Origin of the sequence: Streptomyces sp. CC228A (assembly GCF_021390935.1) — a bacterium.
In the GTDB taxonomy this organism is placed as follows: domain Bacteria; phylum Actinomycetota; class Actinomycetes; order Streptomycetales; family Streptomycetaceae; genus Streptomyces.
Genome location: NZ_JAJPUI010000002.1, coordinates 769,960 through 790,802 on the forward strand (window position 1 = coordinate 769,960; position 20,843 = coordinate 790,802).

Genomic DNA, 20,843 nt, shown 5'->3' on the forward strand with positions numbered 1-20,843 from the left:
GGGAAGCTCACCCGGCTCCACCGCCTCCGTCGACGGGTAGACGACACCAAAGCGCTGCTCAGTTCGCATGAAACCAGCCATGATGAACCCACAACAAAGAGGCGGCCACCCCGCCAGGGAAGCCGCCTCTTCATGTGCCATCGCGAAGAGCGGGAGGGGTCACCAGGGAACGCGCCGAGGCTGCCGACGCCACCGCCACGGGTCCCCGTCCGCGTCGGCCACGTCGACCCCGCCGTACGGCACCGCGAACAGCCCTGCGAGCACGCGCCGCAGAAGAGACGGCGCCGCGCCCGCGACGGCGCAAGGATTCCCCGTGAACGGGCCCGGCAGGCCCCCATCCCCAGGACCGTTCAGAGCGGATCCTCCAACTCGACGATCTCCCGATCGGTGACGACGGCCATCAACACCAGCGGCGCCTTGTCGTCACCGTGCCCGACAGAGATCCCCACCCACCGCGCCGCCCCACCCGGCCCGGCCGGCACGGGCCCCCACACGGTCAGGTCCCCGTAGTTGTCGACATCGCACAGCGCCCGGAAGACGGGCGGAATCGGCTCACCGGCCTGGTGCCGGAACATCGCCGGGTGCATGGCGACGCGCCGCGGCGCCCCCCAGCGCCGCGACAGCTCGGCGGCAAGGTCGAGGGCCTTGAGGTCCCCGCCCTCCACCTCCTCGTTCCACTCCTCACCGGAGACGTCGTCGAGCCACCTGCTCTCCCAGAGCGTGGCCAACACGAAGCCCTCCCCTCGGGCCCCGGCCCGCTCCCCGGTGAGCGGCTCCCACTCCGCCTCCGTCGGCCCGGCCTCGGGCACGGCCCGCTCAAGCAGCGCGTCAATGTCCGCGACCGCCCGGTCCCGGTCGAACTCGTCGTACTGGCGCGTCACAGCATGCTCCTGTTCATGGGCAGTCGATCCGATCCCGTGCTCCACGGTCCAGCGTCGGGCACTCTCGGAGTCGTCGGGCACTCTCGGAGTCGCAGAAGGGCGCTCCGGCTCTCGGGAGGCCTCCTGGTGCACGCCAGCGCGGCCAGCGCCTTCTCCGCCGTCGTTCCGCGCCGGGCGTACTGCTCGGCAAGGACGGGAAACCATGGCAGAGGGGCCTCCAGGACGGCACCTACCCGCCGGGGGGCCGTGTGCCGGCCGCGCTGGGGATCGCCCAGGGGTTCGGAGTGGTGAGCGCGACGGCGGCGGAGGCCGTGCGGGAGCTGCGCGAGCAGGGGTGGACGCGGGGCGGAGTCGGCTGGGGCACGTTCGCAGCCGACCCGCTGCCGCCCTCCGGTCGCCCCGGGGACGGCAGGTCCACCGGCTGAGCACCCCGCCGGTGCGTTACAGCGCGCTGCGGGTCATGGGCCTGGGGAGGGGCCGGAGGGCTCCGGTCTCGCGGAGCCGTACGTACGCCGCGACCACCGCGTCGGTGTCCTTGGAGGGCGGTGCGATGTCCAGCAGGACGCCTCCGCCGGGCAGTTCCTCGTGTGCCGCGGCCAGGCTGTCCGGGACGAGCGCGGCGCGGGCCGGGGACAGGTAGCCGAGGCGGCCCACGCACGGGTCGCCGACGGTGAAGTCCCCGTCGTCCTCCAGGGCGTCCAGGAGGTCGTCGTCCGTCACGTCGCCGAAGTCGGGAGCCCACGCCTCCGCGACGAGCGAGAGCAGCGCCGCCTCGGGAACGTGTGCGCCGTCCGGTGACGTCACCGCGAGGACGAGGCTCTGGAGCAGGAACTCGGACGTGCCTCCGGCGTTGCCGCGGACGTCGACCTGCCAGCCCGCGCCGTCCTCGTCCCCGATCGCGAGCGAGAGCCCGTAGCCCGTGCTGGAGGACCAGTCGTCGGCCGCCCCCGCCGCCCTCAGGGCGCCGGCGAGGGCTGAGGCGTCCGCCCGCAGGTGCCCGGCGGGGCCCGACTCGCGGGACTGGCGCCAGGTCCACGGGCCGGCCTCCCCGCGGCCTGCCTCCGGCACCAGGCGGGCCACCCCGTCCAGCGTCCGCAGCCAGCGGGCCGCCAGCGCCTCGGTGGACTCCTCCCGGGGGCCCCAGAAGCCCCGTACCAGTCGCCTCATGCTGTGCCTCCTGCCTCGCATGTCGCCGCCTCGGCCGCCGTGCTCCCGGCCACGCTAGTCGAACCGGTCCGGGTTCCTCGCTCCCGCCGGCTTCTCCGGCTTCGTGTGGACGACCTTGACCGGCAGGTTCTGCTCCCGGAACGCCCTGCGGGCGGCCCTGGCCACGTCAGGATCGGAGAAGTGCCACTCGATCGCCCGGCCGCCGGACGCGTCGATCTGCCGCTGGGCCTCCGCCAGGAACTTGTCCTTCGTGGACGTGTTCAGCTGCCCGTCGGCCTTGACCTGCTCCTTGTAGCCGTGCTTGGCCTCAATGAAGGTCTGCCTGCCGGAGTCCCAGCCGTCGAACTCCACGTCGGGCACGCCCTCCTTGGGGTGCGGGACGACGTACTCCTTGTTCCGCTTCATGCCGGTGACCTGCTCCTGGTAGCGGATCCAGGACTCGTTCTTCCAGTTCGGCGGCGAGTTGCGGGGGCGGCTCGCCCAGAAGCCGTCGCCCTGGTCGGCGTCGCCCAGCTTGGGGTCCTTCAGGTGCGCGGCCCAGTCCGGGGGCAGGTAGTTGCGCGGGTCCGACGTGTCGTTGCGCTTGGGCTCGGGCCACTGCTTCAGGTTCTTCTCCGCGTCCTTCGCCCGCTGCGGCTCCTCCGCGCGCTTCCTGTCGAGGTACGCGGCCCGCGCCTGCTCGCGGGCCTCCGCCGCCTCGGCCTGCGCCTCCTCGTCGCAGCCGCCGGCCGCCAGGACCACCCGGCCGGGCGCGTCCGCGGCGAGGACGCCGGTGCCGGAGCCGGGTACGCCGTTGAGGGTGCCCGCCCGGCGGGAGCCCGGGCCGCCGAGGGCGATCACGCAGCCGGTCTGGCGGGCCTTGTCCTCCGCCTCGTCCGCCGCCTCGTCGGCTTCCTTCGCCGCCTTGCGGGCCCCTTCGACGTCACCCGCGTCGGCGGCCTTGCGGGCCCGGTCGGCCGCTTCGCCCGCCCGGTCGGCGGCTTCGGCCACCTCGTCCGCGATTCTGCCCAGCTTGCCGAGCTTCCCGAACTTGCTGACGACCTTGCCGACGTTGTAGCCGGGGATGAACAGCGACCCGACGTTCCAGATGACATTGGTGACGGCGCGGGTCTTCTCGCCGTTGTTCCAGCGCTCGCGCACCTCGTCGCCGACGAAGACGTCGTCGCCGACCGTGACGACCGTGTTGAAGGACGCCTTGGTCCAGTCGCCGAGCGCGCCGAGGTAGTCGCCGTCGGACCACTTGTCGCCCGCGCCCTTGGCGTCCTCCGCCCACTGCCTGCCGAGCTGTCCGCCGTAGTCCGCCATGCCGGACCAGGTGTCGCCGTCGAACAGGGCGAAGATGCCGGTGAGGTCGCCCCAGACGCCGTCGACGAAGAGGCCCTTGGCGACCTGGGTCGTCCGGTCCCAGGCGCAGCCGAAGAAGCCCCAGCCGCTGCAGTCCTCCTCGTCGCCGCCGCCGTTGCCGTCGCCATTGTCGCCGTCGCCGTTGCCGTTGCCGTCGTCGGTGACGGAGATCGGGACGTCGTACGCGGCCTCGGGCTCGGGGTTCGTCTCGGGGTACGTGTCTTGCGGGGCGCCATCGGTGCCGTCGGTGCCGTCGGTGGAGCCGGGCCCGTCGGTGCCGTCGGTGGAGCCGGTGCCGCCGGTGGAGCCTGTGCCGCCCGGCCCGCCTGTGCTGCCTGTGCCGCCGGAGCCGCCGTTGGTGCCGCTCTGCGGCTGGCCGGTCGACCCGCCGGAGCCTGCGGTGCCGGAGGAGCCACCAGGGCGGCGGCGCCTCCGGAGCCAGTGGAACCCCCAGCGCCCCCGGCGCCACCGGAGCCGCCCGAGTCCCCAGAGCCACCCGAGCCGCCGGCCCCGCCAGGGCCGCCAGACGCACCAGACCCGCTGTCACCCGTCGTCCCGGAGCCTCCGGCAGCCGCGCCGCTCCCCGCAGTTCCGGCGTCGCCCCCGCCCGACGCGCCCGAACCGTCCCCGGCGCCACCCGAAGCGCCCGCCGAGCCGTCCGTACCGCCGCTCTGGGAGTCCTGCCCACCCCCGGCCTCAACCTTCCGGCCGTCACCGTCGCCGCCACCGCCATCACCGCAGTCGCCGTCGCCCACCACCCGGCACACCTGCTGGCCCAGCTTCGCGGCGATGTCCTGACTCACCCCCGTGGCCACCAAGCCCACGATGATGGCCGCGACCAGCACGATCAGCCCGACGTACTCCAGCGTCGACTGCCCCCGGTCACGCCGCCAGGTGAGCATGTGCGGCAGCGAGAACGGCGGCTTCCCCTCGCGCTCCCGCTCCGGCAGCCGGAACCACTCCCGGCTCTCCGGCCGCGTCAGGAACCACAGCACCAGCAACGGCAGGAACAGCTCGGTGAAGCCGTGCATATAGCCGTCACCGACGTTCGCCAGGGCACCGAGAACCAGCCACACCTGTGTGGCGACCAGCCCGAACCAGAGCCCCACGCCGCCGGTCCAGGCCCGCCGCGACAGCACCCACGCCGCCACACCGGGCGCCGCCCCGTACAGCAGGACGCCGAGAAGTCCGGCCTCCAGCGCGTCCGCCGCCAGCGCCGAGCCGAACAGGCCGAGCCCGCCCACCACCGTCGCGCCGAACAGCACATGGATCAGCACCCGCGCCACGCGCATCGCGCGGGGCAGCTCACGCCGCCCGCCACCGGGAGCCGTCACGGCCCCGCCGCCACCGGACACGCCACCGACCCAAGCCATCCGTGCCCCCACCCAAGCTCGCCGGCATACAAAATGAGTTTCCGTCAGGCTAAGGCGCCCCACCCGCCCACGTCGTGGGCCCACGGGCCTACGACAGGCTCTCCACGGCAGCAACACGAGAGGGCGACTGCCGGCCGTGGCAGTCACCCTCTCGTACATGCCGCCCAGCGTCGTCGGGTCGCTCAGTGGCGGTCGTTCACTTCATCAGTACGCACCCGGTGAGAACGCGAGAGAGCGGGGAGGGCGTCGTGACGCACACTTTCCACCTGCACGACGAAGTGACGTCATGCAGTACGCCTGGGCCGCCGTCGCGGACCTCGCCGCACTGCACGTCGTCGGCTCCCTGATCGCCCTGCTCTTCGTCAGGGCGAACCGCCTTCAGCATCGGCGTCGCGGTCAGTCGCAGGAGGGTCCCGCCCGCGTACGGCCGCTGCGTCGGCTTGCGCCTTGGCTCGTGCGGCACAGATCTTGAGGAGGACCGGGCTCAGCGGAGCCGGTTCGGTTCAGCGCGGAAGTGTGACCCAGGACTTGGTCCCCACCTGCGGCGACGCCGCCCCACTGACGCCCCACTCCCCGCCCCAGTCCTCCACCACGGCCGCCAGCAGCCACAGCGCCCGGCTCCGCCGCTCCCCGCAGAGGCGTTCCGCCCCGGGGTCCCGGTGGCGCGGGTGCTGGTCCCAGACCACCAGCCGCAGGACGTCACCGCGGTGCCGTACGGAGACGTACAGGTCCTTGCCCGGCGTCAACCGGGCCAGGGTCGCGGTCAGCTCGGACACCGCCACCTGCGCGGGCAGCCGGTACCGCTCCAGCCCGTGCGCCGCGAGCACGGTCCCGACGGCCGCCCGCGCGACGGCCGCACTGCGGAGTTCCCCGGGCAGCGTGAGGCTGTACGAGAGGCTGCGCGGCGGTCGGGCCCCATCCCTGTGGGGCGGGACGACGGGGCAGAGCGCGCTGCGGAGGATGGACGTCGACGACATGGCGAACTCCCGGATGGGGTGCGGAGAACTGTCGGTCACGCGAGCGCCCACAAGGTGGCCGGTGGCCTGTCGAACGCGCGGATGGCACGGCACGTCGATGCACTTCCGGCTTCACTGCGTGAGCGGTGCAGCACTAACTGTAGAGGATTGGGAGTACGTGTACTACGGACCGCGGAATGTCGCCGGAGGTTGGACCGGCGCGCAGACCAAGGGCCACACTGGCCACATCGACCGGCCCACGGGGAGGGCGCATGCCACCAAGGAAGTCACCGACGCTGCGCCAGCGACGGCTGGGTGCCGAGCTGCGCAAGATGCGCGCGGCGGCGGGCATCACCACCGAAGCCGCCGCGGCTCTGCTCGGCGTGCCCCGCACCAACATTCCGAACATGGAGTCCGGACGGTCCGGCATCAGCGCCGAGCGGGTGCGTACCCTCGCGAGGAACTACTCCTGCCAGGACGCCGAACTGGTGGACGCGCTCGCGGCCATGGCGACAGACCGTACGGAGGGATGGTGGGAACACCACCGGGACACCCTCACCGCCGACTTCGTGGACGTCGCCGAACTCGAGTGGTACGCGAAGCGCCTACGGGTGGCGCTGACCGTCCACATGCCCGGAATCCTCCAGACCGAAGAACACGCCCGCGCCCTGTTCAAGCTGGTCATCCCACGCCTCTCGTCGGCCGAGATCGAGGCCCGGGTCGCCCACCGCACCGGCCGGCGACAGGTCTTGGACAAGCCCGATCCACCCGTAGTCGACGTCGTACTGCACGAGGCCGCTCTGCGCATGCAGTTCGGTGGACCGCGAGTGGCCCGCCGCCAACTGGAGCACTTGGCCGCAGCGTCCACGCGACCTCACGTCACCGTCCGCGTCATCCCGTTCAAGGCCGGAGGCTTTCCAGGCGCAGGCCAGTCCGTGATCTACGCCCAGGACCGTGTCCAGCAACTGGACGTGGTGGAGCTGGACAGCACACACGGTCCGGAGTTCCTTGACTCGGAGGAACAACTGCGCAACTACCGGTCGCAACTCGACGAGATGCAGTCCCTCACGCTGCCGCCTGAGGCATCACGGGACCTCATTCGAGCCATCGCGAAAGAGCTCTAGGAGAGCAGCAACGTGCAGACCATCCGATGGGAATCCCCGTTCTGCGGCAACGCCGCCAACTGCTTCCGCATAGGCACCGACAACGACGGCAATGCGTATATCGCCGTCGCGGGGCAAGAGGACCACGCCATCACCGACACCCGTGAGGCCCTCCGCAACCTCATCCGCGACATCAAGGCCGGCAAAGCGGACCACCTGCTTTAAGGCCAACGCGCACGCAAGAGGGCGTCCGCCACGGTCATGGCGGACGCCCTCTCGTCGTATCAGCGACCGGAAGCCTGGATGTCAGGACCCGCGCGGGAAGGAGATCTCCACACGGCGGTTCTTCTTACGGCCCTCTTCGGTGCTGTTGTCCGCGATCGGGTAACGCTCGCCGTAACCCCGGATCTCGTACTTCACGTCGGAGCCGAGCTCCTTGGACAGCACCTCGTGCACGGCTTCGGCACGCTGCTTGGACAGCACGTCGCCGTGCGCGGAGGAGCCGAGGTTGTCGGTGAAGCCGAAGATACGGACCTGGTTCGCGCCGTTCGTCTTGATCTCCTCGGCCACCGACTTGATACGGGCCTCGGCCGCGCTGCCGAGCTCCGCGCTGTCCTTGCCGAACAGCACCTCGGCCTGGAGCGCGAGCCGCACGTCCGCGTTGGTGTCCTCGCGGCGCTCCTCACCGGCCAGGTCCTCGACCACGGACCGGATGTCCAGGACCTTGGGCGCGGCAAGGGTGGCACCGTCGGGAAGCTTGAGGTCCGGGTCCGACTGGTTCACCTCAACGGGTGCCGCGGCCGACGGCGTCGGGTACGGGCTGTCGCCCTCGTCCGCGACGGCCTGCGGAATGCCCATCAGACCAAGCGCGAGTGCCCCGGCAACCACGGTCGCCGCCGTACGCACACGCGCGCGCTGGGTACGGGTTGTGGTGGCACTCATCAGGAGATCTCAATCGGCGCGTTGGGGAAGCCGGGGAACTGGAGGTCCACCTTGGTGGTGGACGCCGGGGGGGCGGGGAACTGGGCGAAGAAGGGCACGCTCTCGTTCGGCTGAATCCAGGGCGAGAACCCTGTCGTGGTCAACGGACGGTTGTCGGTGTCACGGAGCACGTAGTAGCGCTTCTTCTCCTTGGAGTCCACCAACGTCATCGCGGCGAGCGACCGCCCTGTCCGTACGATGGCTGACTCTTCGCCACTCCACGCGGGCGGAACGGTATAGCGCTTGCCGGCAGTGTTCTTGATCTCACCGCCCACCGTCAGGAAGCCGCCCTCATCGCGGGTCACCGAGTACAGCACCATCTCGATGCCTTGGTTGCCCTTGAGGGTGGCAACGACCTTGCTCGTGTCCGGCAGTGTCTTGCCGTCGTCCTGCTGGCCCGGGTCCTTGTCCTGGCCCTTGTCCACACTGGCGGACGCGGAGCTTGCCGGTGGCGGAGCACCATCGTCACCGTTGCAGGCCGTCACGGACACCGCCAGAGCGGCGGCCAGGGCGGCTGCCGCCCCAGCCCGGCGCAGCTTTCCTACGTGCCGAATCTTCATGAATCGCTAGTCCTTCGTGTTCGCTCGCGGTCAGTCCTCGGCCAGTCGGACACGGAAGAGGTCCGCCATGTCCGGAAGGAGGTCCAGGTTGGCCGGGTCGATGATCCAGTCCTTGCCATCGCACTGGATCGTGCCGGGGGACGGCTTTTCTTCTTCCTCACCGGGCTCGTCGTCATCCCCGGGCTCCTCGGGGATCTCCGCGTCCTCATTGGGCTTGAAGCGGCAGAGGGGTTCGACGATGGCCGTGGCACTGGCGGTGGCACGCCTGTTCTCTGTTCCAGGCAGTGCGCTGTCACCAACTGTCTGGCCGGACTTCAGCTCGATCGTGAAGCCCCAGCGGCCGTCGTACAGCGGATCACAGACCACAGAACCTGTCTGAGCACCGTTCCGTTCAGCGAAGCGGTACGCCTCGTTGCAGCCCCTGGTCTTGCCCGGTACGTCGCCCCGGATCAGGTCCTTCAGGCCGTCGGGGTCAAGGATCTTGTCCAGGAAGCCGATCTTCAGGCCGTTCCTGGAATCCATCGCCGCCGCGAGTGCGGCAGCGTCGGCCGCCGTCTGCGCCTCGTTACGCCGGACGTCCGCCTTGCCGAACACGAAGTACAGCAACGCGAGAAAGAGCAGACCAACCACCGCCGTGATATACAGCGGTGCGGCCTGCCCTTCCTCGTTGCGAACCCGATGGCTCACTCGCCGAGGACCTCGCCGATCGCGTCGGTGAACGCGGTCGCGATCGTGTCGCCCATCTCCGTGTTCAGCAGCGCCACGACGATGGCCACCACGAGGATCGTGATGCCGACGTACTCGATCGCGCCCTGGCCCTCGTCGCGACGGGCCTTCATCTTCTCGACGCGGGTGTTCGCCCAGGTGCCGATGTAGGCCTTGGTGGTGGCGGCGGCCTTGATCGCGGTGTCCTTCATCATGGGGTTCCCCTCCAGGTTCGGCCGGCCGATCGCCGGCCGACTCTGTGACGTACGAAGTCTGTGTGTCGTTCGCGCTTCCGGCTTCCTCCCGGCCGGTCTCGCTGGCGACACCGGAAACGTACGCCGGGGAACGCCCCGCCCACATGGGCCCCAGGACCCAACGGCGGGCCCAACCCCGCGGTTGGGCCCTCGCGGTGGCCCGCTGGGACTCCGGGCCCAGGCCCGACGACGTGCGGTCAGCCACGGCCCGCACCCCCTCGCGTCGCGCCGTTCCAGATGGCGATGGCCTCGCCGCGGCTCTGGGCGTTCAGCTTGGCGAAGATCCGGTTGATGTGGTTCTTCACGGTCTTCTGGCTGATGAAACAGGTGTCGGCGATCTGCTGGTTCGTCATGCCGGACGCGATCAGCTCCATCACCTCCACCTCCCTCTGGCTCAGCTCTCCCAGTACTCCCCCGGCCCCGGCGGGTGCCGTCGGGCCAAGAGAAGAATGTGCCACATCCGCTTGCGGAAGCGAAGGGGAAGAAGCAAATTGTTGCGCACTCAACTCCGCTGCACCGCCGGGGATCGGCGGATTCCGTGGAATGTTCGACATTGGAGTATGTGCGGTTGCAGACGTCGGCACGCTCGGCATGGGCGGGTACGGCGTCGCGTGGCCCGTTCCGTGAACGGGCGGTTGCTGCACGGTGTTCGGCTGGTAGCCGGGGCCTGTGAAGGCGGTGCCCAGTCCGTCGGGGAGCGGGCTGCCCGCCGCGGGCGTGCCGCCCCCGCGCAGGCTGTCGAGGAGGGCGCTGGAGGCCGTGGCCGTGAAGTGGGGCCGGCCCGCCTTGATGTCCCGTACGGCCGCGACCAGCTGGTCCGCGGTGAACTCGCCGTGCACGAGGTAGCCGCCCGCCCCCAGGCGCAGCGTCTCGTGGACGATCTCGGCCTCCCTGCTGTACGTCATCATCAGTACGGGCGCGATGCGCGCCAGGTGCGGCAGCGCGGAGATGCCGTCCACGCCCGGCATCCGGACGTCGAGGAGGACGACGTCCGGGCGGTGCCGGACCGCCGCCTCATACGCCTGGCGGCCGTCGGCGGCCTCGGCCACCACGCGGAGGTCGTCGCGCCCGGACAGAAGCACGGTGAGTCCGGCCCGTACGACCGGGTTGTCGTCGGCGACGACCACGCGCAGGGGTGGCGCCTTCGGTGCCTCGGCCATCGAGGGGAAGGCGGGTATGCCCTCGGCCGGTGTACCGGTGGGCCCGGCGGGTGCCGCCGCCGGTGGGGGAACGGGTGGTCCGCCTGTCTGCTGCGCGGTGAGCGGCACGGCTGTGGGGTGGGCGGACGAGTACTGGGAGACGTTCTGCGTCTCGTACCCGGTGGTGGGGAAGGTGTCGTCCGGCATGTGCGGCCTCCTCTCAGAAGGATGGGGTGGTGGGGACGGTCAGGTGCGGGCGCGGCTGGAGCGGCGCAGGGGAGACGGGATGCCCGGGGCGCCGCCGTGCGGTCCGCTCGGCTCCGGGCGCGGCGGTTCGTCGGGGGGTAGCGCCTGGCCCCGCGGGCCGAGCGCCGCGAGCGGGAGGTCCAGGCGTACTTCCGTGCCGTGTGCCGCGCGGCCGCGGCCGATGCGGATGCGGGCGCCGATACCGGCGGCCCGCTCGACCATGCCGACCAGGCCGAAGTGGCCGGCGCGGCGCAGGTCGTCCAGGGTGGTGCCGGCGGGCAGGCCGCGGCCGTCGTCGTACACGCTGACGCGCAGTACGTCGCCGACGACGCCGGCGGAGACGTCCAGACGGGTGGGCTGGGCGTGCCGGTGGGCGTTCTCCATCGCTTCCGAGGCGATCGTCAGGAGCTGGCGCGCGGCGGCCTGCGGTACCGGCGGCGGTGGGGTGCCACCCAGGGCGCGGTACGTGGCCGGGAGGCCCTTGCGTTGCTGGAAGTCCGCCGTGCGGGCGGCCAGTTCCGCTGTGACGTCCACTCCGCCGTCCAGGCCCGACTCGCGGCGCAGGTCCGCGAGGAGCTCGCGCGACTCGGCGGCGGCCCGGCGGGCGGAGCGGGCGACCAGTTCGGCCTGGTGCTTGACCGTGGCGGGGTCCATGCGGTCGGCGGAGTGGGCCAGGCCGTCGGCGGCGAGGGCGACGCCGTGCAGGGTCTTCGCGACCGAGTCGTGCATCTCGCGGGCCAGGCGGGCCCGCTCGCCCTCGACGGCCTCGTTGACGGCGAGCCGCGCGCGGGTCTCGGTGAGCGCCTGGGACGCGGCGCCGAAGCCGAGCAGGAGGCGGCGCAGGCTGCTGCCGACCGCCCCGGCCAGCACGCACAGGCCCACGACGAGCAGCGCCGAGAAGTCCAGGTCCGCGTGGCGGTCCACCGCGTACGCCAGGCCGACCAGCAGGCACTGGAGGGGCGCGAAGACCGCGGCGCCGCGCCAGCCGTAGACGAGGCCGGCCAGCAGCGGGGTGCAGATGGTGACGTACGCGAGGGTGGAGTTGGGTGAGGCGGTGAACAGCAGCAGCGCGCCGAACACCATGTCGGCTGCCAGCAGGAAGGGATGGCGCAGCAGCACGGGGCCGAACCGCTCCCAGTCACGCAGCAGCGCGTACGACACCATGACCGTGACCAGGACGGCCGAGCCGACGAGCCACCCCGACAGCTCACCGCGCAGGCCGGTCAGCGCGAACGGTGTGGCCAGCAGGGTCATCGCCAGGCGGAAGCCGTACAGCCGTCGGCACAGTGCCGACAGGGCGTTGACCTGGATCGGCAGCGCGGGCGCCGCCGCTCCCCCGACGGCGGGGAACAGCTCCGTGGTGGCGCCGCCGATCAGCGCGATGATCCTTCTGCCTCTTGGCATGTGTCCGTCACCTCCCCGTGGTCATCGGTGTCCGTCGCCGTTCCGCTCCGTGGCCCCCATGTCAGCCGCCGAGCAGGTCGTTGAAGTCGACGCCCGACGCGTAGTAGAAGCCGACGCCGATGAGGATCATCGTCCCGGGCAGCATGAAGCTGGTGACGATCATCGTGGCCTTGGGGACGGCCTTGGAGGCCCGCTGGCGGGCCTTCTGCGCGTCCGTGCGCCGCATGTCGTTGGCGATCTGGATGAGCGTGTCGACGATCGGCGCGCCGAGCTCCTCGCCCTGCTGAAGGGCGGAGACGAACATCGACACCTGCTCGGACTCGTTCCGCTTGCGCAGCTGCTCGAAGGCGTCGCGGCGGCTGACGCCCATGTCCATCTGGCGGAGCGTGATGCGCAGCTCGTCGGCCCAGGGGCCGGCGTACTTCTCAGCGACGCGCTCCAGGGCCTGGCGGAAGCCGAGGCCGGCGGAGACGACGACGGCGAGGACGTCGAGGAAGTCGGGAAGGGTGCGCTCGATGTCGGCCTTGCGGCGGTCCATGGCGGACTTGATGGTGACGTCCGTCCAGAAGATGCCGTAGACGAAGAACAGGATGGCCAGCATGACCTGGCCGTTCATGAGCATGCTGAGGCTGGTGAGGGAGCCCAGGCCGGCGTACACGGCGACGCGCGCGGCGTACCGGTCGATGGTCATGCCGTTGGGGTTGCCGGCCATGTCGAGCTTGCGGCGCACCTTGTCGACGCGCTTGGGGCCCATGACGCGCAGCACGCTGGGGGCGTACCTCATGCCGAGCCGGTCGATGGCGGAGCCGGCGGCGGTGGTGCGGCTGGCACCGACCTCCAGGGCGACCGCGAGGTCGGCGGGCAGTTTGGCGTCCGCCCGGTAGAGGCGTATGCCGTGGAAGACGCCGTAGACGGCGAGTCCGAAGAGTGCGGCGATCAGCAGTTCCATGCGTGCCCTCCTCCTTTCTGCGGGCGTGGGCGGCGTCAGATGCGGACGCGGGTGAGCCGGTTGATGAGGAAGAAGCCGAGGCCGTAGAGGCCGGAGGCGATGACGACGGCGACCTTGCCGGCGGTGGCGTTGGTCATGTCGTCGAGTGCGCCGTCGCGCATGCCGTTGAGGATCAGCAGGAAGCCGAAGCCGAGGAGCGGGACGGCGACGGCGGTGACCTTCACCTGGGACAGCAGGGTGGTGACCTCGCGGCGGGTCTCCTTGCGCTCCTCCAGGGTGTCGGTGAGGTTGCGCAGCGAGGAGACGATGGTGCCGCCGGCCCGGTTGGACAGGATGAGCGTCGAGACGAGGACGGTCAGCTCCCGTGAGGGCAGGCGTTCGGCGAGCTCGTTGAGGGCGTCGTCCAGGCTGCGGCCCACGGCGAGCTGGTCCGCGACCTTGCGGAACTCCTCGCCCGCCGGGTTGTCGAGCTCCTCGGCGGCCATGGCGATGGCGGTGCGGAGGGCGAGGCCGGCCTGGGTGGCGTTGGCGAGGACGCGGGTCAGCTCGGGGAGCTGGTTGATGAACGCCTCGGTGCGCTTGCCGATCTGGTAGTTCAGGAAGTAGTTGCCGCCCCACAGGCCGAGCAGCGCGGCGAGCAGGCCGAAGAACGGGGCGAAGATCGAACCGACGACGAAGTAGAGGCCCAGGACGCCGCCGACGACGTACACCGCGTACTCGCCGGGGGTGAGGTCCAGGCCCGTCGTGTTGATCTTGCGTTCGATGCGCTTGCCGAGCCGGGTGCCGCGCAGCCGCCGGTCGACGCCCCTGAACCGGCGTCGGCGCCCGACCACGGGGATGGGACCGGTCTGCGACATCCGCTGGTAGAGCGCTTGCTGCTGCGCCTTGCCCGCGGAGTACGTGTGCACTCCGATGACGGCGAGCACACAGGCGAGCAGTGTGACACCTACGGTCAGGAGATAGAGGTTGTCCATGGCGGGCGGGGCCTTCTCGGGGGGAGCGGCGGGCGGGGCGGGCGGGGAGGGGCTGCGCCCTCGGGTGTCAGCCCGCGGTCTTGCGTACGGACAGCTGGTCCTCCGACTGGGCGACGCCGTAGGCCTGCGGGATCGGTTCGCCTCGCATGTAGAGCCGTTCCGCGACCCTCCGGGGCAGCGGGTGGTACTCGAACCGGCCGTGCACGACGCCGTCGGAGGACAGCGGCTGGGCCTGGAACCGGCACACCGAGACGATCTTGTAGTCCTCGCGGCCGTGCGAGTCCACGATGGCGATCTCGGTGATCCGGCGGGAGCCGTCGGTGTGCCGGGTGAGCTGCACGATGACGTCGATGGCGCTGTTGATCTGGTCCTTGATCGCGATGAAGGGGATCTCGACCTCGGACATCGACGCCAGGGTCTGCAGGCGCATCAGCGCGTCCTCGGCGCTGTTGGCGTGGACGGTCGCCAGGGAGCCGTCGTGACCGGTGGACATCGCCTGGAGCATGTCGAGCGTCTCGCCGCCACGGACCTCACCGACGATGATGCGGTCGGGGCGCATACGCAGCGAGTTGCGGACCAGGTCGCGGATGGTGATCTGGCCCTTGCCCTCGACGTTGGCGGGGCGGCTCTCCAGGGTGATGACGTGGGACTGCTGGAGGCGGAGCTCCGCGGAGTCCTCGATGGTGACGATGCGCTCGCCCTCGGGGATGAGCCCGGACAGGGCGTTGAGCAGTGTCGTCTTACCGGTGCCGGTGGCCCCGGAGACGATGACGTTGAACTTGGCGCGGACCAGCCCGGACAGCAGGACCAGCATCTGCTCGTCCAGCGATCCGAGGCCGATCATCTCCTGGAGCGTGAAGGCCCTGGGGAAGCGTCGGATGGTGAGGATGGGGCCGGTCAGGGAGAGCGGCGGGATGATGACGTTGACCCGCTCACCGGACGGCAGCCGGGCGTCCACCATGGGGTTCGCCTCGTCGACGCGGCGGTTGACGGTGGAGACGATGCGCTCGATGGTCTGCATGAGCTGCTCGTTGCTGGCGAACCGCATGGGGAGCAGTTCCAGGCGGCCGCCTCGCTCCACGAAGACCTGGTCGGGGCCGTTGACCATGATCTCGCTGACGGAGGCGTCCTCCAGCAGCGGTTCGAGGATGCCGAGGCCGAGGGCCTCGTCGACGACGCGGCGGATCAGCTGGGCGCGCTCCACCGAGGACAGCACCGGGCCCTCGCGGCTGATGATGTGGCCGAGGACGCGCTCCAGCCGGGCGCGGCGTTCGGATGCCTGGAGCGTCGACATCTCGGCGAGGTCGATTTCCTCCAGCAGCTTGGCGCGGTAGACGGAGACGAGCCGGCTCTCCTCCGTCAGCCCGTTCTGCGGCTGCTCGGTACCGTTGAGGCGCGCCCGCAGGCTCATGTCGTCATCTCCCTGGTGCGGCTGGGTGGTGGTGCCGGGTTCTCACGTGGTGTCGGTGGGCGGCGGCGGGCATGGGGTGGGGTACGGGTGGGGTCAGTGGTCGTCGATCGGCATGGTGGCGCTGCGTCGGGCCTCCATGCCGTCGAGCAGGCCGGGGATGACCGACGGGATCGGGACGGTGGCCGTGACGGTGACCTCGTCGCGCCGCGCCTCGACGTCGAAGCGGGCGTCGTCGGCCAGCCAGTCGCTCATCGCGTCGCGCCCTGCCTCCCGGAAGGTGCGGTCCGGGTGGTCGTACGACGCCATGCGCGCGGCGGCGCGGGAGGCCGTGCCGGCCTGCTGGACGGCGAAGACGGCGAGGCCGAGCTGGATGACGAGGGCGCCGACGAGGAGCAGCAGCGGCAGGATGCCGACGTACTCGACGGCCGCCTGGCCCCGGTCCTCGCGGTTCGCCCTGCGGGCGGGAGTGGAACGTATGCCACGCATCGGTCAGCTCTCCTTCACGGCCGAGGACCTGCTGTCGATCCCCAGGTCGAAGTCGACGCCGCCGGGGAACAGCACCGGGACCCGGACTTCGACGTCGGCCGTCACCATGTCGCCGTCGGCCCTGCAGTCGATGCGGGCCGTCCAGCCGCCCGGCAGGTCCTCCCGGCCGCCCCGCTCGCAGGCCTGGTCCCGGCTCTCCCGCCAGGTGTCGGCGGTCGCGCCGGCCCGTACGGCCTTGTCGGCGACGTTCCCGGACAGCACGAACGCGTAGCCGGTCAGCGCGCACTGCCAGAGCACGGCCATCGTGACCAGGATCGTGGGCACCATGCCGGCGAACTCCACCGCCAGCTGGCCCCGGTCGGCGTGCCGCCGGTCCCTCACGGCCTGGCGCCATCCGCCCTTGCCGCCCGCCTCAGCCGGGGATGTTCCGCCCCCGCGGCCGTGGCGGTCGCCCACCCGGAGTCTCATGATGCACATCGCCCCCTGTTCGTGTCCGTCTGGCGTGCTCTTACGCGTACGAGTACGGGTGTGAGCACACGTACGCGTTCGCTGCGCGGTGCTACGTCTTCCTGCCCTGGCCGGCCGTCCCGTCGCCGCCGGCCCCGTGCGAGCGGCGGCGCCTGAGGCCGACCGAGCCGCGGTCCCGGTGCTTGCCCTGCATCTTCGCCAGGGCCTCGGCCTTGACCAGGCCCAGTTCCCCGGCGAGGCCCCACAGGGCCTGCTTCACGGCGGACTTGGCGTCCAGTTCGTGCAGGCGGCCGGCGTCGACGGCGCCCTGGAGCTCCTTGAAGCCGGCCGGCACGGTGGTGCCGGCGACCGCGGTTCCGGTGATCTTCTGGATCAGCGGTGGCTGGATCTCGGTGTTGCGGGTGTAGCGGTTGACGACGCTGACGGTCTCCTCGGCCTTGCGGATCTGGAGCCGGTTCCACATCGTCACCAGCCGCCTGGCGGCCCGTACGGACACCACGTCGGGGGTGGTGACCAGCAGCGCGGTGTCTGCCATCTCGACGGCGGCGGCGTTCGCGGCGTTCATCTGGGCGCCGCAGTCGATGACGACCACGGCGTTGCGGGAGCGCAGGGAGCTGACGACCTGGCGTACGGAGCGGTCGGTGACCTCCTCGCCGCGCTCGCCCTCCTTGGGCGCGAGCAGGAGGGACACGCCCGACTCATGGCCGAAGACGGCGTCCTGCAGCACCCGGGGCGTGATGTCCTGGATGCCGGCGAGGTCGACGATCGAGCGGCGGAACCGCACGTCGAGGTACGAGCCGATGTCGCCGGTCTGGAGGTCGAGGTCGACCAGGGCGACGGACTGTCCGGACGCCTGGGCGGCCAGGGCGAGCTGGATCGCGGTGACAGTGGTGCCGACGCCGCCCTTGGCGCCGGACACGGTCACCACGACGCCGCCGGGGCCGGCCGCGACATCGCCGCCGGTCCCGAGGTGGCGGCGGACGCCGGTGGCCCACTGCGCGGCGGACTGGACCCGGCTGGCGAGCTCCTCGTAACTGAGGGGCAGGGCGACCAGGCCGCGGGCGCCCGAGTCCATGGCGGCGGAGAACAGCCCCGGGCCGGCGTCCGCCGTGATGAGGACCACCCCGACCGCCGGGAAGCGCAGCGCGACCTCCCGGATCACCTCGAGTGCCGGCACCGGGCCGATCCGCTCGTGGACGAGCACCACTTCGGGCAGCTCGTCGAGTGACTCGCCGGCGAGCCGGGCGAGCGTGTCGATGAGCTGGGTGGAATCCACCACCGGGACGGCCGGCTCGGCGTCGGGGAGCTGGCTGAGCAGGGTGGTGATGGACCGGGCGGCGTCGGTGTCACCGACGGCGGGGAGAACCCTCGTGATCATCCCGTCTCACTTGTCCTTGGAGATTTCGTAGGTGCGCTCACCGGGCTTGAGCGAGGCGTCGCTGCCCGGGGCGATCAGGGCGAGGCGGACGTTCTGGGCGAAGGACTCGGCGTAGGCGACGCGCTGGGCGTCGAGGGTGCTGAGCGCGAAGGTGATCGGCACGGCCTCGCTGCGGGCCCGGTCCTCCCGGCCCTCCAGCGCGGTCAGCCTGCCGACGTCGATGACCTTGGCGTTGGAGACGATGATCTTGGACTGTGCGGGGGTCTTCTCGTTGTCGCCCGCGAAGGTGGCGAAGATGTTGACCTTGGCGCCCGGCTTGATCTTGCCGGCCACACCGGTGGCGGCGTCGATCATGATCGCGATCTCCTGCTCGCCGGCCTCCAGCGCCGGCCGCTTGACGATCATGTCGCTCTGCAGGAGGGAGCCCTTGCGGAGGTTGGTGACGGCGATCTTCCCGTCGATCTCCGCCAGGTCGGTGACGGCGTTCTCCGACAGCCAGCGCTTGGGCATCGAGATCTTCTCGAACTGGCTCGGGCTGAGCTGGGTGTACGGCGCGATGTCCTTCTTGAGCTGGAAGGCCTCGACCTCGGGGCCGACCTTGGACTTCACGTCGCTGATCACGGAGAGCACACCGGCGAAGGCGGTGAAGCCGAGGAGGACGGAGAGGATCAGAAGTATGACGCCGCGGCGCTGGCGGGAGTTCATGGGCCGGACAACCTCATCAGGGGACGTGGGAGCGGAACGGGCGGACGGATGCGGGCGTCCGGGCAGGGCGGCGGGCCCTACTGCGCGGACTGGCCGGTATTCATGACACCGTTGGCTGGTTGCTGGTGCTCGCGCTGGGCGAGCGGGGCGGAGCAGAAGGCGCAGCGGTCACCGATGAGTTCCATCCCGCACCAGTGGCAGCGGGTCCGCATGACGGAGGAGACCAACTGGTGGAGCACCGCGTAGTCCGGGAGGTACGCGGCGAACTCGACGAGCTTGCCGGTGCCCCACCAGCGGGACGAGTCGGCGGGCAGCGCGGCCTCCTGGACGGCCTGGACCTGCCAGGCCGGCGCCAGGGTCCCGGTGACCCAGTCGGACTGGAGCTGGCCCTTGGCGACCAGCAGGTGGGTGGCGAACGGCGGCCCCGTCAGCGAGCCGTTGCCGATCCTGATCAGTTGCGGCTCGGGGGCCGCGACCACGCCGAACTGGGAGCCGGGCACCCAGGACTTGGCGTGCGACTTCAGGCTCACGGGGACCCGGTCCAGGCGGGCCACGGAGTTGAGCAGCGCGCCGGAGTGGATGTAGTGCGACAGCAGCCGCGCCGCCGAGGCGACGACTCCGGCACTGAAGCCGGCGAGGGACAACTGCCGGAGCTGGCGGACCAGGACGGCGAGGCCGAGCGGGGGGAGCGGGGTGCGGAGCAGGGCGATCCGGTCGGTCTCCAACAGCGACCTGACAGTGTGGAGTCGGCGTTCGAAGGCCAGGGGGAGGCTTGACGGGTAGAGCACGACGACATAGCCGTGCTCCTCGATCAGCACCCGCGTATCGGCCAGCGCCGCCTCCAGCGGCTGAACATCGGGCGACTGCAGCAGCGCCGCCGAGGGCGTCTGCTGGTCCGTCGGCGGCAGCACCAGATCAGCGCTGGTCACCGCGATCGCTGTCGACACTTCAAGATCCCCGTTCATTCTCCGGTCCGCACTTCCCCCGTGCGGACCGCAGATCGTCAACTGCGCAGCTCAGCTTGCACCAGCACCTTATCGGTGTCCTACATGACAGAGAACACCGACGATTTGACTGACAGGTGATCTCACCGCACCAGCGGCCGTCAAATCGGGACAAGTCAGCCGGGGCGGATCACCGACCTGAGGCAATACGGTGATCAATTCGCCATATTGAATGAATTGATCAAGGAGTTTCACCGCAAGGGGTCGGCGAGGCTCGTGGAAACCGTTACAGACCCCTCACAGAACCCCCGATCCCCCTAGATCAAGCCCCAGTGCAGGGCCAGGCCGTACAGCGGCATGGACAGCAGCAACAACGGCACGCAGATCAGGATCCGCACATACACCGGCCCCCAGGTGTCGGGCCCCGCGATGGTGGCCCGCTTACGCGGGCGCGCCGGGTCGTAGCACACGCGGACCGGCGCGCCCTCCTCGTATCCGAAGGCGCCAGGCCGGTCCTTGAACTCGACGGTCTCGCCGTCGGGGGTGCGGAAGGCGAAGGTGAACTCGGGGTGGTTGTAGGTCCTGCCGTCCCGGTGGTACGAGCGCCTCACGCACCACCCCTCGGTCCGCTCGCCGCGCATCACCAGCCGGATCACGATCAGCGCCCGGCGGACGCTCAGCACGCAGCCCGTCAGGCACGCCAGGCCGAGGACCAGGAAGACGACTTCCAAGGTCGTCACACCGCCACCTACTTCTTCTTCGTTTCCTTCAGCACGATGCTCTCGACGATGTCCGAGACGTCCCGGTCGGAGAGGGTGCCCTCCTGGGAGTTCACCGTGACCAGGTACGGGCGCGACCGGCCGTCCACGCCCGCCACCATGAGGCCCTCCAGCTTGGTGCCCTTGGGCGGCTCGCCCTCGCGGCCCTTCGCCGTGAACGTGTACGTGATCTTCCGGGCCTCCTCGGGCCCGTCAGGTCCCGCCACCTCGACGTCCTCGGTCCTGGTCGGGGTGGCCCCGATCTGGATCCGGGCCTTCGCGCCGGCGGCCGCCAGGCTGGTGGAGTGCAGGTCGCCGTAGTCGAAGTCGACGCTCATCGCGGCGACCAGGACGCCGTCCTCGGTGAGCGTGGCGCGCGCCACCTCGTACGTGTTGCCCTTCTCCGGGGGGACTTCCTCGAAGCCCTCGGGGTAGGCGACGGAGAGCCGCTCGGTGTCCAGGGTGCCCCAACCCTCCGGGGCAGCGGCCTTCGTGTCACCGCCGCCACCGCCGCACGCGGTGAGCAGCAGTCCGGCAACCGACACCGCCGCCACCGCACGAAGACCCAGCTTCGCGTTCGCGTTCATCCCTGATTTCCCTCGCTTATTCCGAACGGCTCTTCCGCCGGCCTGCCTGCGCTTCTGCGCGCTTCCGTGC

The 20,843-nt window shown here is 70.8% G+C and carries 24 protein-coding genes; 4 read left to right on the forward strand and 20 right to left on the reverse strand.

Going from position 1 to position 20,843, the window contains the following annotated elements:
* Positions 1-350 precede the first annotated feature (350 nt).
* The gene (locus L6E17_RS08755) at positions 351-881 is read right to left on the reverse strand and encodes a hypothetical protein (protein ID WP_236240173.1); all 531 of its coding nucleotides are present in this window, start codon (positions 879-881) and stop codon (positions 351-353) included.
* 248 nt (positions 882-1,129) lie between these two features.
* Here L6E17_RS08755 and L6E17_RS08760 point away from each other — a divergent pair, with 248 nt between their 5' ends.
* Complete coding sequence (locus L6E17_RS08760; protein ID WP_236240174.1) at positions 1,130-1,306, forward strand: hypothetical protein; 177 nt, start codon at positions 1,130-1,132, stop codon at positions 1,304-1,306.
* Positions 1,307-1,322: 16 nt separating this feature from the next.
* Here the strand turns inward: L6E17_RS08760 and L6E17_RS08765 are convergent, their stop codons facing one another.
* A complete protein-coding gene (locus L6E17_RS08765; protein WP_236240175.1) occupies positions 1,323-2,048 on the reverse strand; it encodes a hypothetical protein in 726 nt (241 codons plus the stop codon).
* 54 nt (positions 2,049-2,102) lie between these two features.
* Positions 2,103-3,353 (reverse strand): Tox-REase-5 domain-containing protein, encoded by a 1,251-nt coding sequence (locus tag L6E17_RS08770; RefSeq protein WP_308315848.1) that lies wholly within the window; start codon positions 3,351-3,353, stop codon positions 2,103-2,105.
* An 846-nt stretch (positions 3,354-4,199) separates the two neighbouring features.
* Here L6E17_RS08770 and L6E17_RS08775 point away from each other — a divergent pair.
* Entirely contained in the window at positions 4,200-4,427 is a 228-nt protein-coding gene (locus tag L6E17_RS08775) for a hypothetical protein (RefSeq protein ID WP_236240176.1), read from the forward strand.
* Positions 4,428-5,268: 841 nt separating this feature from the next.
* Here L6E17_RS08775 and L6E17_RS08780 read toward each other — a convergent pair.
* Positions 5,269-5,781, reverse strand: a complete 513-nt coding sequence (locus tag L6E17_RS08780; protein ID WP_236240177.1) for an ATP-binding protein — start codon at positions 5,779-5,781, stop codon at positions 5,269-5,271.
* Between the two features lie 212 nt (positions 5,782-5,993).
* On the opposite strand from L6E17_RS08780, the gene L6E17_RS08785 reads away from it, so the two are divergent.
* Together L6E17_RS08785 and L6E17_RS08790 are read left to right on the forward strand one after the other, a co-directional pair.
* Positions 5,994-6,845: a helix-turn-helix transcriptional regulator gene (locus tag L6E17_RS08785; RefSeq protein WP_236240178.1), complete on the forward strand. Its 852-nt coding sequence runs from the start codon at positions 5,994-5,996 to the stop codon at positions 6,843-6,845.
* 12 nt (positions 6,846-6,857) lie between these two features.
* Entirely contained in the window at positions 6,858-7,049 is a 192-nt protein-coding gene (locus L6E17_RS08790) for a hypothetical protein (RefSeq protein ID WP_236240179.1), read from the forward strand.
* Between the two features lie 81 nt (positions 7,050-7,130).
* On the opposite strand, the gene L6E17_RS08795 is transcribed toward L6E17_RS08790, so the two are convergent.
* The 16 genes from L6E17_RS08795 to L6E17_RS08870 form a co-directional block, all read right to left on the reverse strand.
* Positions 7,131-7,766, reverse strand: coding sequence for an OmpA family protein (locus tag L6E17_RS08795; protein WP_374109017.1), 636 nt, complete (start codon positions 7,764-7,766; stop codon positions 7,131-7,133).
* On the reverse strand, positions 7,766-8,365 hold the full coding sequence (locus tag L6E17_RS08800; protein ID WP_236240181.1) for a hypothetical protein: 600 nt from the start codon (positions 8,363-8,365) through the stop codon (positions 7,766-7,768). The genes L6E17_RS08795 and L6E17_RS08800 overlap by 1 nt, the downstream gene beginning before the upstream one ends.
* 30 nt (positions 8,366-8,395) lie before the next feature.
* The gene (locus tag L6E17_RS08805) at positions 8,396-9,052 is read right to left on the reverse strand and encodes a pilus assembly protein TadG-related protein (protein ID WP_236240182.1); all 657 of its coding nucleotides are present in this window, start codon (positions 9,050-9,052) and stop codon (positions 8,396-8,398) included.
* Positions 9,049-9,285 (reverse strand): hypothetical protein, encoded by a 237-nt coding sequence (locus tag L6E17_RS08810; protein ID WP_308315849.1) that lies wholly within the window; start codon positions 9,283-9,285, stop codon positions 9,049-9,051. Before L6E17_RS08810 ends, L6E17_RS08805 begins: the two co-directional genes overlap by 4 nt.
* Positions 9,286-9,521: 236 nt before the next feature.
* Entirely contained in the window at positions 9,522-10,670 is a 1,149-nt protein-coding gene (locus L6E17_RS08815) for a response regulator transcription factor (protein ID WP_236240183.1), read from the reverse strand.
* Positions 10,671-10,709: 39 nt separating this feature from the next.
* On the reverse strand, positions 10,710-12,113 hold the full coding sequence (locus L6E17_RS08820; protein WP_236240184.1) for a sensor histidine kinase: 1,404 nt from the start codon (positions 12,111-12,113) through the stop codon (positions 10,710-10,712).
* A 61-nt stretch (positions 12,114-12,174) separates the two neighbouring features.
* Complete coding sequence (locus L6E17_RS08825) at positions 12,175-13,062, reverse strand: DUF5936 domain-containing protein (RefSeq protein ID WP_236240185.1); 888 nt, start codon at positions 13,060-13,062, stop codon at positions 12,175-12,177.
* Positions 13,063-13,097: 35 nt separating this feature from the next.
* The gene (locus tag L6E17_RS08830; protein WP_236240186.1) at positions 13,098-14,036 is read right to left on the reverse strand and encodes a type II secretion system F family protein; all 939 of its coding nucleotides are present in this window, start codon (positions 14,034-14,036) and stop codon (positions 13,098-13,100) included.
* A gap of 67 nt (positions 14,037-14,103) precedes the next feature.
* A complete protein-coding gene (locus L6E17_RS08835; RefSeq protein ID WP_236240187.1) occupies positions 14,104-15,447 on the reverse strand; it encodes a CpaF family protein in 1,344 nt (447 codons plus the stop codon).
* A gap of 93 nt (positions 15,448-15,540) precedes the next feature.
* The gene (locus L6E17_RS08840) at positions 15,541-15,933 is read right to left on the reverse strand and encodes a TadE/TadG family type IV pilus assembly protein (RefSeq protein ID WP_236240188.1); all 393 of its coding nucleotides are present in this window, start codon (positions 15,931-15,933) and stop codon (positions 15,541-15,543) included.
* A 3-nt stretch (positions 15,934-15,936) separates the two neighbouring features.
* Positions 15,937-16,401, reverse strand: a complete 465-nt coding sequence (locus L6E17_RS08845) for a TadE/TadG family type IV pilus assembly protein (protein ID WP_236240189.1) — start codon at positions 16,399-16,401, stop codon at positions 15,937-15,939.
* A 91-nt stretch (positions 16,402-16,492) separates the two neighbouring features.
* Positions 16,493-17,779, reverse strand: coding sequence for an AAA family ATPase (locus L6E17_RS08850; RefSeq protein ID WP_236240190.1), 1,287 nt, complete (start codon positions 17,777-17,779; stop codon positions 16,493-16,495).
* A gap of 6 nt (positions 17,780-17,785) precedes the next feature.
* A complete protein-coding gene (cpaB, locus tag L6E17_RS08855; RefSeq protein WP_236240191.1) occupies positions 17,786-18,484 on the reverse strand; it encodes a Flp pilus assembly protein CpaB in 699 nt (232 codons plus the stop codon).
* 77 nt (positions 18,485-18,561) lie between these two features.
* Complete coding sequence (locus L6E17_RS08860; RefSeq protein WP_236240414.1) at positions 18,562-19,413, reverse strand: hypothetical protein; 852 nt, start codon at positions 19,411-19,413, stop codon at positions 18,562-18,564.
* 332 nt (positions 19,414-19,745) lie between these two features.
* On the reverse strand, positions 19,746-20,168 hold the full coding sequence (locus tag L6E17_RS08865; RefSeq protein WP_236240192.1) for a DUF3592 domain-containing protein: 423 nt from the start codon (positions 20,166-20,168) through the stop codon (positions 19,746-19,748).
* Positions 20,169-20,176: 8 nt separating this feature from the next.
* The gene (locus L6E17_RS08870) at positions 20,177-20,773 is read right to left on the reverse strand and encodes a hypothetical protein (protein WP_236240193.1); all 597 of its coding nucleotides are present in this window, start codon (positions 20,771-20,773) and stop codon (positions 20,177-20,179) included.
* Positions 20,774-20,843: the final 70 nt, after the last annotated feature.